Origin of the sequence: Lactococcus sp. LG1267, from assembly GCF_017309545.1 — a bacterium.
Taxonomy (GTDB): Bacteria; Bacillota; Bacilli; order Lactobacillales; family Streptococcaceae; genus Lactococcus; species Lactococcus petauri.
The window spans coordinates 2007662-2022951 of the sequence record NZ_CP071295.1; the positions used below are offsets into that span (position 1 = coordinate 2007662).

Sequence of the window (15290 nt, forward strand, 5' to 3'; positions counted from 1 at the left end):
TTGTTTTTACAATCATGCTGTTTAACCTCTCATCTCACGCAAGAGCTCTTGATAGTATGTATTAGTCGTTAAGAGTTCTTGATGTGAACCTGCAGCTTCGAGCTTACCTTCATTGAGGACGAGAATTAAGTCCATCTGAGGCAGCCAATGCAAGCGGTGAGTCGCCAAAAAGACGAGCTTGTCCTCAAAGAGTGGCAGAATGTTTTCCTTTATCTCCAGTTCCGTTTCTACATCAAGGTGCGCCGTTGGCTCGTCAAGGAAAAGAATATTTCTTTCTTGAGAGAGAAATGCTCGTGTGAGTGCCACACGTTGCATTTGCCCACCAGATAAGGTACGACCTCCTGCACCAATATTTGCATCCAGCCCGATTTCTTCTAGCAAGTTTTTCAAACCGGCAAGTTCAGCTGCATGAATGATGGATTCATCTGTAGCTTCTGGCTGATAAAAGGCTAAATTAGCACGTAAAGTTCCTGCAAAAATATAAGTGTTTTGAGGGATAAATTGTAAAGACTGGCGGAATTTTTCATCGTTAAGTGAGGTCAGCTGAAATTCATTAAGCTGGATTTCGCCCGCACTGGGCCTAAGAAACCCTGAAAGCATACTTAACAATGTCGATTTACCTGACCCCGATTCGCCGACAATGGCTACCTTGGTAAAGCCTTGCAGTTCCAAATTGATATCTGAGACACCACGTCCTGTTTCAAAAACTTTACTCAAATTATGGAGCTTCAGTTGTGACTGCTCTGTCCAACGGATAGGCTCTGGTAAAACTTCTGTTAGATAATCTTCTGTTTGCAACACTTCATTAACACTGGCGTAAGCATTTTTACCATTTAGCGTTGCGTGGTAGTCCGAGGCAAAGTCACGCAAAGGTAAGAAATATTCCGGAGCTAAAATCAAAGCAGCCAGGGCTGGGAACAAGAGAATGGCGCCATTCATAAGACGTAGTCCTAAGAACAAAGCCACCGTAGCCACAGACAAGGTTGCAAAGAAATCAAGTGCAAAGGTCGAGAGAATTGCGACACGTAACGTAGCCATTGTTGCTTTACGGAAACGTTCTGACGTTTGATAAATGGAATTGGCATATGTTTTTGATAAGCCAAAATATTTTAAGGTCGAAATCCCGCGGAGCGAATCTAAGAAGTGATTGGATAAAAGTTGGAAACTCTTATACTGTCTGTCTGCCTGGCCTTGTGCAGCATATCCCAACAAAATCATGAAGATTATGGCAAAGGGAAAGGCAATCGCCAATACAATTGCCGTCTGCAAATCCAAAAAGGCAATCGCAATCAGCAAGAGAATTGGTATAATCATCATGTTCAAAACTTTAGAAAGAACCAATTTGATATAAGTTTCGACCTCATCAATACCAGAAATAACTGTCGATGTCAGATTCCCTGTTCCCATTTCACGTGAGACAGAAGGTCCAAGTTTAAAGGCTTTTTCAAGAATCTGTCCACGCATATCTGCTGCTAAACGGTAAGAAACCTTATCAAGCATATATTGACGTAAAAAGTTTACTACTTCTCGCCCAAAAAAGCTCAGGAAAAAGCCAATAATATAGATCAGAACCTGCATGAGTTCTTGACCTTGCCACAATCCTGTTATCGCTTGAGACAGAAATAAAGCCTGTCCTAAAATACAAAGCGCTTGAAGTAGGGCGAGCCCTCCAAGAGCGGGAAGAATCTTACGTACTCCTGGAAGAGTAAATAGAGTTCTGTCAATCATTTTTTAATTACCTATTCTTATTCATATGATAACTTTTATTATAACAAAATATGAGTATCAAGCCTTTGAAACTGCTTATAAATTCATGCTCTTCTTCACTTTTGTCTAATAAAAAATTCCTTTAAAAAAGGAATTTTAGAATCAATTATTCACTGATACGTTTTCTGAAAATGTAGTAAGTCCAAGCCATATAAGCAAGCACAAATGGCAAGATTGCTATTGTGATGTAGGACATGGTTGTCAAAGTATAGTGTGTTGAGCTTGCGTCCTTAATCAAGATGCTGTAAGCCGGATTTTCAGCGATCATTACACGTGGGAACAACCCTTGGAAAAGTAAAGCAACCAATGCAAGGAAAGTCAAACCAGAAGATAGGAATGCTGACATTTCACGTTTTTTAGCAACCGAAACATGTGCAAAAACAGTCAAGAGAACGATAACGGCTAACAAGCCAATTGTTAAAGCTGCATGTTTTTCAATGAAATCTGTCTTCATATCAATCAAGAGAGCAAAGACAACTTCACCTGCATAAAGCACAAAGTAAAGTTTGTTTGCAAGGTCATTCGCACGTTTGCGCATGTTTCCTTCTGTCTTCAAAGCAATGTAGTTCAAACCATGCAAGAAACTCATCAAAGCTACAGCAACACCACCAACAAGCGAAAGTGGGTTTACATATGTTGTGAAGCTGGCATAGATATCACCGCGTGCATCCATTGGAACACCTTGAATCATGCTGGTAAACATAAGCCCAAACAAGAAAGGAATAAAGAAGCTTGTCACTCCTAAAATTATTTCCCAGCCACGCTCTACTTTTTCTGATTCGCTACGGTGACGAAACTCAAAGGTTACCCCACGTAAAATCAAGCAGGCGAGTATTAATAATAAGATATTATAATAGCCAGAGAAAAGTGAAGCATACCAATAAGGGAAGCTGGCAAACATAGCACCGCCGGCTGTCAAGAGCCATACTTCGTTCATATCCCAGAAAGGACCGATTGTAGCAATTGCTTGGTTGACTTCACGTTTATTGCGTGCCAAAGCCAAAACGCTCATTCCTACACCAAAGTCGAAGCCTTCGAGGAAGAAGAATCCCCCAAAGAGCACTGCAATTAAGATAAACCAAAATAATTGTAATCCGCTCATTTCAAAGCCTCCTCTTCTTTTTCTTCTGATTTAGAATGCTTGTCTTTCCCAAGATTATGGCTACTGAATGGATCTAAATCAACATAAGCTGTTTCTGCCTTATGTGCACTATCACGCATAATACGGCGTGTCAAGATAATCATGATTGTACCTAAGACACAGAAAAGAAGGAAGTAAACGATATTTGAGAAGAGTAAACTTCCTACTGAAACGTTAGGTGAAACAGAGTCTTTGATGGTAAAGAGTCCATATACAGTCCATGGATAACGTCCCAACTCAGTTACCAACCAACCAGAAGTGATGGCAAGGAATGGTAAGAACATTGACCAACCATAAAGACGCATCATTCCAGGTTTTTCATACATCCAAGGTTTCTTACGGCGTGTCCAGAAGAGCCCAAGAGCTGAAATTAACATGAAGTACATGCTCAAACCAGCCATAATACGGAATGTATAGAAGAGAACTGTAACTGGTGGATAGTAATTCAGATGATCACCATATTTAGCTTCCAGTTCCTTGTTGATTTGATTCATCCCCTCAACTGAACCTGAAGGACGGTGGTAGGTCAAGATTGACAGCACGTACGGTATGCGCACACCGAAAACAGACTTATGATCAGCTTCGTTAAAGAAAGCAATCATGTCCCAAGCTGCTGGATCCTCTGTTGTTTCATAAACACCCTCTGTCGCTGAGAATTTCATCGGTTGAGTGTTTTTAACTTCCAACATTTGTTGGTCACCAGCCACGAAGTTCCCCATCGCACCGATCAAAGCAACTAAGAGTCCTAAACGCAAAGCTGGTTTAAAGAAATCAGCTTCACGTTTTTTAAGGATTTGGAATGCAGAGATACCGGCAACCGCAAATCCACCAGTTAAGAATGACCCTGTGATAACGTGGGTAAATTCTAAGGTTGTTTGTGGGTTTGTCAATAAAGCTGAGAAACTGGTCAATGTTGCACGACCATCAATAACTTCATAGCCCACTGGATTTTGCATGAAGCTGTTCGCTGCCAAAATCCAAAGTGAAGAAAGCCAAGTTCCAACCATAACTAAGCCAAGTGCCGCCAAGTGCAACTTTTTGCCTATACGGTCCCAACCAAACATCCAAACACCCAAGAATGTTGATTCCATAAAGAATGCAAGCAGTGCTTCTACAGCAAGTGGTGCTCCAAAGATATCACCGACAAATCGTGAATAGTCTGACCAGTTCATCCCAAATTGGAATTCCTGAATAATACCAGTCACGACTCCGACGGCAAAAGATAATAGCATGATTGCACCAAAGAATTTGGTACGTGTTTTCCATTTCTCATCGCCCGTTTTAACATACAATGCTTCCATAATAAAGGTCATCAATGTTAACCCTATCGAAAGGGGAACAAAGAAAAAGTGGAAGATTGTGGTCATGCCAAACTGGAAACGCGCGAGAGTTTCAATTGTCAACATAAAGCCTCCTATTGCTCGAATAAAGGTAAAAGTACACAATTTTCGAGACTAACAAAAAATTAATTACAATTCATTGTAACACTATGAAAGCGTATCGAAAAGGAATTTGTTTATAAATTTAAGATTCTGATACATTTCTTATACAGCATCATCTTTAGTGTTCAAATTGACACGAAAAAACACTGCTTTTGACAGCAGTATTTCTTTTTAGATCTTATCTTCTACCTTGATTATCTTAAGATCCTGCCCTGATTTTGCTGGAAGGATAAGTTCTCCAAGACAGTCCTCAAGTCGCCCAATGAAAGAAACATTTTTCATAAAATTAAGTTCTTTAAATATTAGTTTAAATTCTTCATAAGTTAAATTAATACCGTAGATACAAGGTATACCAAGAAGAATAAAATCATGCCTATAGGCATATTAAGCAAATCATTTAGTAGGCACTTAGCTGTTTGATTCAACATAAGGTAACCAAAATTAGAGACCGGAAGGGATACTTCTTAACCAGTTTCAAGCTTTCACCCCAAATACAGAAATTTTATGAAACTCCAAGTAAGTAATAAATTCCTCAGACTCTTTTTAGTTTATTTAGTATCCCCACGTTCAGAAAGTACTTTTCTAATTTCTCTCACTGTAGCTCCGTCTGATTTGGTTTGATAGGTAGTATGACCTGTAATTTCATCGTAAACACTTACATCACCTGCCTCTTTCTCAGAAGGAAACTCAGACCAGCCGTGTTGTTTAGTTGAGCCATTGTCACCTAAAGTATCAGGAATAATAAAAGTGTCATCAGATATTAAGCTAGCATTACCCTTTGAATCATATTCAAGAAAATAATTGTTAAATTCTTCTAAACTAGAAAAATCTTGTAAAGCTATTTCAATTGCTAGATTTTCATTGGAGTTATTAGTTTGAGTTTCCTTTTCATTTGAAGTTAGATTAATTGCTTCAGCAACTTTTGGGATAGAAAATCCTACTGCAATTAAAGTTAAACCTCCAAATAGAAAAATTTTAGTTTTATGTTTCATATAAAGCTCCTTTCAATTTTAATATGAATAAGGATTTTGAGCTCTGTATCTCGAACCTGGAGCAGGATTCCAAGAATAGTATGTCAAGTCAGGCCCACCATCTGTTGGATAAACATCTTTTGGTACACCTTGATTTAAATATATACCATAAGCATTTCCCCCTGTCAAATATGTATTATAAGCATCCGTCTTGTCACCTGCCTTCCCAGAGTCTCCTATAGATGTCCAACGAATTGTTGTTTTACCTGCAGTAGTAGTACCAAACAGATACCCAGCAAATTGCCATCCACTTCCTGAAAAAGGATTCGATAAATAAGAAGCTAAGGGTTTTAAAACATATAATTTTCTTGAAGGACTTGGATATCGTGGGGTTACGAACTCATTGAGGGTAAAACTATTTCTAAAGTTTTTTTCATCTATTATTTTAGCTTCAGCAACAGTTATAGAATTAGGATCAGTTTTTGAGTTCTGAACTGTTCGTTCTCCTGTAACTTCATCAAAGGTTTCCATTTCTCCAAATAAAAAGCCACCATCACTCAAAGGCAAAATTTTATCAGAGTCTTTCATTCCAGTGAATTAAGTTTTTTTGTATTCTTCAATACTCATTTTTCTATTTGAAACTTCCCCTACCTTACCAGAAGCAGAGACTGAACTTGTCCCAAACAACATTAAACCTACAGCAAAAGATAGGCTAATTCCCGACAATACGATACTTTTTTTCACAAAAATCTCCTTTTATATTCTTATTGATATGTTCAGTGTATCACAAGTTAAAATCCTAGTAAAATCATCTATGAACTTTTTTGTAAAAAAGAAGGTCACAATACACTAGAATTTATTAGAGTACCACTTTTAGTCATCAACTTCATGGAATGTCTTTTCAATTAGTTGTGTTTCAGTATATCATCTTTGAATAAATCATATTTAAAAAATAAAAGATTTCCAAAATCTAATAATATAATAGATTCAATATCTAAAATTTATCCAAGAGTAACATTACCACAAGTTCAAAATTCACAAAACTTTTCAACTCTTTACCTTAACAGCTTAATTAAAGAATCTTTGGAAAGAAGTAAAAGTAGAACATAAATAATACCCGTAAGGACTAGTAAAGTAAAACTTAAAAGTATATATGATAAAAAATTTTGTCCAAAACATCCGAAAATCTATTTTAGTAAATCAATACTATGCACTCATACTATTTATCTTCGATTTTAATGAATATTTGCACGACAATAGTAACACACATAGTCAACAGATAAATTATATTTTAAACATACAGAACGAAAATCGTTATAAACTTTTGTCCTACGTCTCTTTATTTTATACACACTTTTTCATTGTGTGATTATCTTGGGATTATTTTCCCAAAAATAATATTCAATAGTCAGTAGGTGTAATCAAAATACAATCATTTTCTATAATTTATTAATTTTAAACGTCCAAAAAAAAGACACAAAAATAGAAATTTTCTGTGTCTTTTATTTTATTTTTTAATTAAATTAGTCAACATACCGTTGATAAACTTACTTGATTTTTCATCACTGAAATCTTTAGCCAGTTCGATCGACTCATCAATAGCAACCAAATCCGGAGTTTCAGTAAAGAGGATTTCATAAGCACCTAAACGAAGTAAAGCTTGCTCCACTGTGGTTAAGCGCGAGAAAGTCCAACCTTTTGCTAAATGATCAGATAAGGCAGCATCAAGAACATTTTGTTTTTCTAAGATGCCATCGACCAATTCGGAAAAATAAGCTGGTGCTTCTACGGGTTCATCTGTAGTGTTATCATAATTCAAAGCAAAAGTTTTAGCTTGGACTAAGATATCTTTAGAAGCTGTGGCAAATTTTGGCTCAGTCATCGCCAAAATTTCAGCAACTTCATTTTGAACAGTCAAAGGCTTGAATAATTCAACTGTAATCTTTTCACGAACACTTGCATGAACATCAGAGAAAACTCGGTTGAAAACTTCTAATTTTTGCTCTGGTGTCTCTGATCGGAAACTTGCACGCAAGAAATCACGAACACGAACCGCAATATTTTCTTCTTCAAGCTCAATATTGAAAAGGCGTACCAAGTTCAGATTCATAAAGACATCTTTATACAAATCAATAGCTTCTTGATCCGTCATACGTTTCGTATAACCACCAAAATCACGAATAAAACTCAAAGCTTTGTAAACAGCAGTTTTTTCACGGTTTGGAATATCTAAAATTTCATAAATCTTATCAATTTCTTTTAATGGTTTTGTGAAAAAGCGTGGAAAATCACGCACTGTGATACGTTCATCTTTATAGGCAACATCAAAACGAATCGGTTTTGCCAATTCACGATTAATCTTTTCGACATTATTTTTAAACTCTGTCAAAACTGTTTCTGACATTGCTTTTCTGATTTCGTATTCAAAAAGAGTTTGCACAGTGCGCTGACGAATGCTATGTTGCGTTAGCTTGTTAGGCATCAAAGAAACCCTCATCAAACAAATCGTCAAAGCTTGGTTTTGGTAATTTTTCAGGAACGATACCTACTACGTGGATGTTCACATCATCAATTACGATTTCTGTTGCTTGTTCAACTGCTTCTTTCACTTCTTTTTGAATATTCATGGCTACTTGTGGTACGTTAATACCAAAAGCCAAGTAAACATAGATATTGACAACAACTTTGTCGTCTTTACTTTCGATATAAACACCACGGCCTTCTGATTTTTTGCCGAGGCTATCTGAAAAATGCTTATTACGTAATGCATAAACACCATCGATTTTTGCAGTTGTGATACCGATAATTACTTCAAGAACTTCCGGTGCAATAACGATTTCACCAAGTTCTTCAGTATGAACAGTTGTATCTGCCATATTTATCTCCTCTATCTTTTCTTTTGTTTCTCCGTGGAGCAAGGCTTTTATAACTCCTCAACTTGTGTGAGGGCTAGCCAAAACGGCTTATGCACGTTTAAGGTATTCACCTGTTTGTGTATTGATTTCAAGTTTTGTTCCTGCTTCAACAAAGTCAGGGACATTGACAACTAAGCCTGTTTCCATTGTTGCTGGTTTACCTGACCCTGTTACTGTTGCACCTTTGATAGAAGGTTGAGTTTCAGCGACTTCAAGTACGACAGTCGTTGGCAATTGAAGCCCGATTACTTCTGTACCGTAAAATTGGATTTTTACATCTGTATTTTCAAGAACATAGAGTAATTCTTCTTTAACTTGTTCAACAGGAATTTCATATTGATCATATGTTTCGTTGTTCATGAAGAAAGCTGTATCGTCCATTTGGTAAAGATATTGTGCAGCTACTGTATCAATCACAGCTTGTTCAAATTTGTCTTCTGGACGGTATGTATCGTCAAATGTAGAGCCTGAACGCACATCACGCAACTTCATACGCATGATTGTGTTACCTTTACCTGGTTTGTGGTGACTTGCTTCCATAACACGGAGGAGTTTGTCTCCGTTCAAAAATGTCATTCCGGCTTTGAGGTCTTTTGCTGCTACCATAATTATATATATCTCCTAGTGAATATTCTATTTACCGCCCAAAGAGGCAGCTTTTAACAATTCATTTTAGCACAAATTCACCCTTTTTTCAAATGTCTGTTTGTTTCCTTCAGACAAACTTTAGAGCAAATGAAGCTCATGAAGCAAGAATTCAAATTAAAGAACGAGAAGTTCTTTCGGCGATTGGGTCAGTACCTGACAGCCCTCCTCAGTAATAAGCAAATCGTCTTCTATCCGTACACCACCAAAGTCAGGAATATAGATTCCTGGTTCATCCGTAACGACCATATTGGACTTGAGTGCTCCTTTTGCTTTAGCACCAAAGTAAGGAATTTCATGTACATCTAAGCCTAAACCATGACCAATCCCATGTGTAAAGTATTCTCCATATGAGGCTGCTTCAATGACATCGCGCGGCACTTTGTCAAAGTCAGCAAGAGACATGCCTTCTTTTGCTTCGGTGATCAGAGCTTCATTTGCCTGACGTACTGTCTGATAGATTTCACGCATCTTCGGACTTGCTTCGCCAACAAAGACTGTTCTTGTCATGTCACTTGCATAATGATTGTAATAACAGCCAAAATCAATGGTTACAGGGTCCCCAAACTCAATCATTTTATGGGTTGCTACTCCATGTGGCAAACTGCTGCGTTTTCCTGAAGCAACGATTGTGTCAAAAGAGATGCCACTTGCGCCCATTTCTCGCATTTTAAAGTCAAGAAAATTAGCGACTTCTATTTCTGTTCTGCCTGGCTCGATATATCTCAATACAGCTTCAAAGGCCTTATCAGCAATTTGACAAGCTTTCTTGATTGTGGCGATTTCATCGACCTCTTTGATTTGGCGCAGCTCAGCTACAAAATTTGTCGTAGGAACAAGTTTCGCTTTCTTTAATTTTTCCGCTAATACACGATAAAATGCAAAATCAACTGTATCTTCAAAACCAATAGTTTGAAGGTCTTCAGCAAGGGCAGCAATTTCAGATAAGGCATCACGTGTCTGGATGGTTTCAAACCCCGTAATCAATTGGCGTGCAATTCCAATATAACGATCATCCGTCATAAAGTAGGAATGTTCTGCTGTCATGAAAATCGTTCCAGCTGTACCCGAAAAACCCGTCAAATAGTAGATATTTTTCATATCAGTAAGGATTAAGCCATCTAAATTTTCTCGTGCTATTTTTTCTTTTAAGTTACTGATTCTCATTGATTTCTCCTTTTTAATTGGGATGTTTTCTTCTATTATAACAAAGTCTGAACTATAATATTGAATCTTTATCTAGAGAAAAAAGAACTCCTAAAAGCAGAAGTTCTTTCCTTTATTCTGATTCCGCCAACAAATTTTTGGCATCCGTAAGTGTCTCAATAAAACGGTCTGCTTGTTCTTGATTAATACCGAAATAGTTATCCTTAACCGCCCAAACAGTGGCTCCAGCCGCCTTACCAGCCATAATACCATAATGCGAATCTTCAATAATCAGGGTTTCTGAAGGTTCTACACCAAGCTTTCCCATAGCAGCCAGATAAATAGCTGGATTAGGTTTAGACTGCTCAAACTCATCCTGCCCTGACAAGAAAAACTCAAAATACTGGCGTAAATCATGCGTATCCAAGACTTCAGCATTCTCATGACGATGAGAGCTTGAAGCTACGGCCATTTTATACCCCTTTTCTGAAAATGTCTTCAAGGCGTCCGTAACACCAGGTAAAAGTAGCTCCTTATAAGGAATCGGAAATTGTGCATCGTAATCTAAGAAATCTTGGTGCACTTGCGCTGCACGCGCCTCTGTAAACTCATCACGTAATACTTTTGGCCACATGTCTTTCAAAACACTGCCGACAAAATCTTTTGGTGTTAAATGGCTAGCATCAATACCACTTTCAACGAAAAAGTTATCTAAAACCTTAGAGTGAAAACGTTCTGAATCTACCAAAACACCGTCCATATCAAATACAATTGCTTTAAATTTCATAGCTTTATTATAGGATAAGTAAGCGGTTATTTTTTTATATTAGATATAATGATTGGAAATACTTGGAGAAAGAAAATACACCAAAATATTAATTTTCAGTATTTTTTATTAAACAGTGGACGAAACCAGTAGAAAAGCAGTTCTAACCTGGATAAGAAGCTTTCTTTCGATAAGATTTCTCCTTGATTTCTCTATTAACCAATATATTATAATTGCTGTGTAGAAGTTTAGTAGACGGTGGTTCTTGAAAGGTGGTGAGGCTTATGAATGTAAGTGCAAAATCCAACAGAAAGGAGCATACTTATTGATTAATGTAGCACTATTAGTAACTGCAGTTTGTAGTTTACTTATTAGCTTGCTCACATTTATCGTTTTGTTGATTGAAACAATCACAAAAAAAAATAAGAACCGTCTAGCTTTGGAGAGTTAACGGTTCTTAGATCTTTAATTCTGCCACCGACTTTTAATCGGCTACATTGGACTTGTTGGAAGCAAGTCCTTTTTATTTACCTTTATTATAACATCAAAATAATGTGATATCAAGAAGAGTATATCTCATTAAGCTAAAAGTATTTCCTATTTCCTTACTCTACTTTACATTATTGTTACATATTTATGTATATATGCATAAAAAAATAAAGCTTCACTTTTAAAGCTTTATTTTGGGGGATATTAATGTGTTATATACGTACCATCACTCCTCAGCTTTTCCATCAGAACCAAGCACTTGAATTTTTTGTTTCACAAGTTCTTTGACTGCTTGTTTAGCTGCGGAGTTGTATTTTTTCGGATCTACGACTTTTTCATCTTCGGAGATGTAGGATTTGATAGCATTTGTGAAAACAGCGCGGAGTTCAGTGGCATAGTTAACCTTAGCAATGCCCATAGCAACAGCTTTTGAAACATCTTCGTCAGGGATTCCTGACGTGCCGTGAAGGACCAATGGTACATCACCCGTTTTCGCTTTGACAGCCTCTAAGATATCATATTGTAACTTTGGCTCTGCTTTGTAAAAGCCATGTGAGTTGCCGATGCCAATAGCTAAAAAGTCAACATTTGTAGCTTTGACAAATTTTTCAGCTTCTTCTGGATCGGTAAAAGCTACCGTCTCTGCATTATTGCCATCTTCTTTGCCACCAACAATACCTAGTTCAGCTTCTACTGGAATACCCATCGAATGTGCCATCTTGACCACTTCTTCGGTTATTGCGACATTTTCTTCAAATGTTTTTTTCGAAGCGTCAATCATTACCGAAGTATAACCTGTACGTAAGCAACGTGCTACACGCTCAAAATCATCCCCATGATCAAGATGCATCACTACAGGCACTGAGACCTTGTCTGCTGCTGCTTTAACCATATGGTAGAACATTTCTGGGGGGGTCGTATTGAGCGTACCCGAAGTTGTTTGGACAATGACGGGGGCATTCATCTCTTGCGCTGCTTCTACGATTGCTTCCGCCATTTCCATATTTTCTGCATTAAAAGCACCAATGGCATAGCCATTTTTAAATGCCTTTTCTATCATTTCTTTACTTTTTACAAGTACCATTTTTTCTCCTCTTCGCGTCTTTGTTTTATAGTTTTTCTACTTTGAGTTGGTCAAACAAAGCTTGATAATTTGTCCGATTAATATGACCTGTCTTCGCCTCCTGCGCATTGAGCATGCCACATACATTAGCACCTTTCAAGGTATTCTCAACCGTTTCATTCTGGCTTATCCCATAAACAAGTCCTGCAACAGTCGCATCACCGGATCCGACAGGATTTACTACAACTATTTGGGGGATTTGCACACGATAAAAGTCATTGGAAACTTTAGCAAACGCGCCTTCTTTTCCAAGAGAAACCACAATCCACTCAATACCGTTAAAAAGCCTATCCTGTAAACTTTCTTTGATATTTTCTAAGGTGACTTCCTTCCCTAACAAATCCGTCAACTCTTCCAAGTTGGGTTTGATTACACTTGGCTTATGTGGGTTTTTAAGCACTGCTTCAAGTGAGCGCCCCGAACAATCCAAAACAACTATTTTCTCCTGCTTGTTGGCAATTGCGATAAGCTCAGAATAGAAAGTTTCCTGTAAGCCATCAGGCAGAGAACCTGAAATGGCAATTGCTTCAACTTCAGCTAACATTGCTTTAAAATTGTCAATAAACTCTTCTGCTTCTTCCCTTAAAATCCGTGGTCCTTTTTCTAAAATCTCGGTCTGTTGTCCTTCGTGTAAAATCGCAATACAGTTGCGTGTCTTCCCAGAAATCTTAGTAAATCGACTATCAATACCTTCACTTTTTAAGTTCTCGACAATCTCCGCACCTAAGATATCGTCAGCAAATCCTGTCGCCAAGACATCTGCACCTAGTTCTTTCAGCACACGTGATACATTAAGCCCTTTACCACCAGCCGTTTTACCAACCTGTGCCACACGATTGACCGTATTTAAGTGAAAGGCTTCCAATAGATAAGAAATATCGATAGCAGGATTGAGTGTGACTGTTAAAATACTCATGGTTTACTGCTCTCCTATTTTTCCAGAGGATGGATAATCACACCTTTTACGACACGGTTCACTGTGCCTGATGCTGAGGGTGTATCAGGCGTGTTTTTCACCAAAATTGAAGCATTCAAGGCAATGACATGAGCAAATGCAAATGCTGGGAAGACAAGATAGGCTTCTTTAAGCTCTGGCGCTTCCTTATACGTAAAACCTTCAGTAAGATTTTGTCCGATGACGACTGTTCGCTGAGCAATTGCATCACCGGCAACCTCTTTGTAGAGATCCAAATCATATTGACGTGTATAAGCGTTATTGGCAGCAAAGACGAAAACGACAGTATTTTCATTAATGAAAGATTTAGGTCCATGACGGAAGCCCATCGAGCTGTCAAACATGGTTGCTATTTTTCCTGCCGTTAATTCCAAAACCTTGAGTTGAGCTTCACGTACAAAACCTGAAAGTGTACTTGAGCTCACGTAAACCATCCGGTCTGTATCGTCATTTAAAAAACTTACAATTTCCGTTTCTCGCTGAAAAACATCTGCAGCTAAATCCGCGGCAATGCTGACCTGCTTTTCTTTATCCGAAAGTTCTTCTGTTGAAAAAATAAGCGTTGATAAAAGCGTCATTGAACTGCATGATCCTGTCATTGCAAACCCTTTATCGTTAGACTCATCTGGCAAGATGCAAGTCAACGCATTTTCCATCGTGAGGGCTTGCTGAGCGAGCTTGCCTTCTTTAGCGCAAGTAATTACCAACTGATAACTGTCTTGGACTAGCTCTTCTACAATATTGACTGCTGCAACGGATTCAGGGGAGTTTCCGCTGCGTGCAAATGAAACCAACAAGGTCGGTGTATTCTGATCCAACGTAGCTTGTGGTGCCGCTACGATATCTGTTGTTCCGATTGATTCAAAACGGAAATGTTTCGTATCTCCCAGCTCAATTAAACTTTTAAGTACGGTGTCACCCACATACTGCGAGCTACCTGCCCCAGTGAAAATAACTCGGATAAAGCCATGTTTTTCGATAAGTGTTGCTAAGAAAGCATCAATCTCTGTTTTTCTTTCTGCGTATTCTGCGAAAACCTTGCGCCATAAGTCTGGCTGCCCTAAAGTTTCTTTAACGGTGATAGCCGCACCTAGTTCTTTGAGTCGTTCTTCTGGTAATTGAAGCATATTATTCCCTCGATTTCTATTTTTCTTTAAGCTTATGGTATCTATTATAAGGTGATAACCATAGGAAAATTTTCCAAATGGCACTTTACCAAAACGGAAATTTTTCCTGATTTCAAGGGAATGTTTCAATGCTCCATAGAATTATTTCGTCACATCATGAAAAGCCAAGAATTTCCAGTACTTCAGTTAAATGCTCAACATGTCTGTCTGCCTGACTCTGGTCACTATCAAATCGTTGATCTCTAATCGCCCAAACGGTTGCTCCCGCTGCTTTTCCCGCTGCAATACCATTGGGTGAATCTTCAATGACAAGCACATCAGATGCTCTGGCATTCAACTGCTTCATAGCAGACAAATAAACGGCAGGATGGGGCTTAGACTCTGGAAAATCTTCGCCAGATGAGATAACCTCAAAATATTTACGAAGATTATGTGTATCAAGAACTTCTGCAATTTCATCGTGTGACGAACTTGTGGCTAAACCAATCTTTAGTTTTGTTTCAGACAAGCGTTGCAGGACAACTTTCACATCAGGAAACAGCATTTCCTCGATGGGAAAATGGCTACTCTTTTTATAGGTGAAGAACTCTTTTTGTAACCTTGCCGCATCTTTCTTATCAAAATCTTCTCCCAAAATGAACGGCCACAAGTCTCTCAGAGGGCGCCCTAAAAGCTCACGCCGATTTAGATGTGCTAACGGAATGCCCTTTTTATCGAAAAAGGCATCAAATACTTGGGCATAATGATACTCCGTATCGATTAAAACACCGTCCATATCAAAGATAATCGTATTAAAGCTCATC

Annotated in this window: 15 protein-coding genes; all 15 read right to left on the reverse strand. The window is 38.1% G+C overall.

Annotated features, from left to right (window positions below):
• Window positions 1-21: 21 nt before the first annotated feature.
• On the reverse strand, window positions 22-1728 hold the full coding sequence (cydD, locus tag J0J33_RS09770) for a thiol reductant ABC exporter subunit CydD (RefSeq protein ID WP_206887691.1): 1707 nt from the start codon (window positions 1726-1728) through the stop codon (window positions 22-24).
• A gap of 145 nt (window positions 1729-1873) precedes the next feature.
• On the reverse strand, window positions 1874-2869 hold the full coding sequence (cydB, locus tag J0J33_RS09775; RefSeq protein WP_206887694.1) for a cytochrome d ubiquinol oxidase subunit II: 996 nt from the start codon (window positions 2867-2869) through the stop codon (window positions 1874-1876).
• A complete protein-coding gene (locus tag J0J33_RS09780; RefSeq protein ID WP_019291587.1) occupies window positions 2866-4314 on the reverse strand; it encodes a cytochrome ubiquinol oxidase subunit I in 1449 nt (482 codons plus the stop codon). Before J0J33_RS09780 ends, cydB begins: the two co-directional genes overlap by 4 nt.
• 584 nt (window positions 4315-4898) lie before the next feature.
• Window positions 4899-5342, reverse strand: a complete 444-nt coding sequence (locus J0J33_RS09785; protein WP_191673078.1) for a hypothetical protein — start codon at window positions 5340-5342, stop codon at window positions 4899-4901.
• Window positions 5343-5360: 18 nt separating this feature from the next.
• Entirely contained in the window at window positions 5361-5909 is a 549-nt protein-coding gene (locus tag J0J33_RS09790) for a hypothetical protein (protein WP_206921723.1), read from the reverse strand.
• A 9-nt stretch (window positions 5910-5918) separates the two neighbouring features.
• Complete coding sequence (locus J0J33_RS09795; protein WP_206887700.1) at window positions 5919-6065, reverse strand: hypothetical protein; 147 nt, start codon at window positions 6063-6065, stop codon at window positions 5919-5921.
• Between the two features lie 763 nt (window positions 6066-6828).
• Entirely contained in the window at window positions 6829-7803 is a 975-nt protein-coding gene (nusB, locus tag J0J33_RS09800; protein ID WP_206887702.1) for a transcription antitermination factor NusB, read from the reverse strand.
• Entirely contained in the window at window positions 7796-8197 is a 402-nt protein-coding gene (locus J0J33_RS09805; protein ID WP_019294295.1) for an Asp23/Gls24 family envelope stress response protein, read from the reverse strand. Before J0J33_RS09805 ends, nusB begins: the two co-directional genes overlap by 8 nt.
• 87 nt (window positions 8198-8284) lie before the next feature.
• A complete protein-coding gene (gene efp / locus J0J33_RS09810; RefSeq protein ID WP_003132984.1) occupies window positions 8285-8842 on the reverse strand; it encodes an elongation factor P in 558 nt (185 codons plus the stop codon).
• Window positions 8843-8998: 156 nt separating this feature from the next.
• On the reverse strand, window positions 8999-10048 hold the full coding sequence (locus J0J33_RS09815) for a Xaa-Pro peptidase family protein (RefSeq protein WP_191673081.1): 1050 nt from the start codon (window positions 10046-10048) through the stop codon (window positions 8999-9001).
• A gap of 112 nt (window positions 10049-10160) precedes the next feature.
• On the reverse strand, window positions 10161-10814 hold the full coding sequence (locus tag J0J33_RS09820; RefSeq protein ID WP_206921724.1) for an HAD family phosphatase: 654 nt from the start codon (window positions 10812-10814) through the stop codon (window positions 10161-10163).
• Between the two features lie 694 nt (window positions 10815-11508).
• Entirely contained in the window at window positions 11509-12366 is an 858-nt protein-coding gene (fba, locus tag J0J33_RS09825) for a class II fructose-1,6-bisphosphate aldolase (protein ID WP_086583168.1), read from the reverse strand.
• Window positions 12367-12391: 25 nt separating this feature from the next.
• Window positions 12392-13321, reverse strand: coding sequence for a tagatose-6-phosphate kinase (lacC, locus tag J0J33_RS09830; protein WP_191673083.1), 930 nt, complete (start codon window positions 13319-13321; stop codon window positions 12392-12394).
• A 14-nt stretch (window positions 13322-13335) separates the two neighbouring features.
• A complete protein-coding gene (locus tag J0J33_RS09835; RefSeq protein ID WP_206921725.1) occupies window positions 13336-14487 on the reverse strand; it encodes an SIS domain-containing protein in 1152 nt (383 codons plus the stop codon).
• A 154-nt stretch (window positions 14488-14641) separates the two neighbouring features.
• Window positions 14642-15289 (reverse strand): HAD family phosphatase, encoded by a 648-nt coding sequence (locus tag J0J33_RS09840; protein WP_191673085.1) that lies wholly within the window; start codon window positions 15287-15289, stop codon window positions 14642-14644.
• Between the last annotated feature and the right edge of the window lies 1 nt (window position 15290).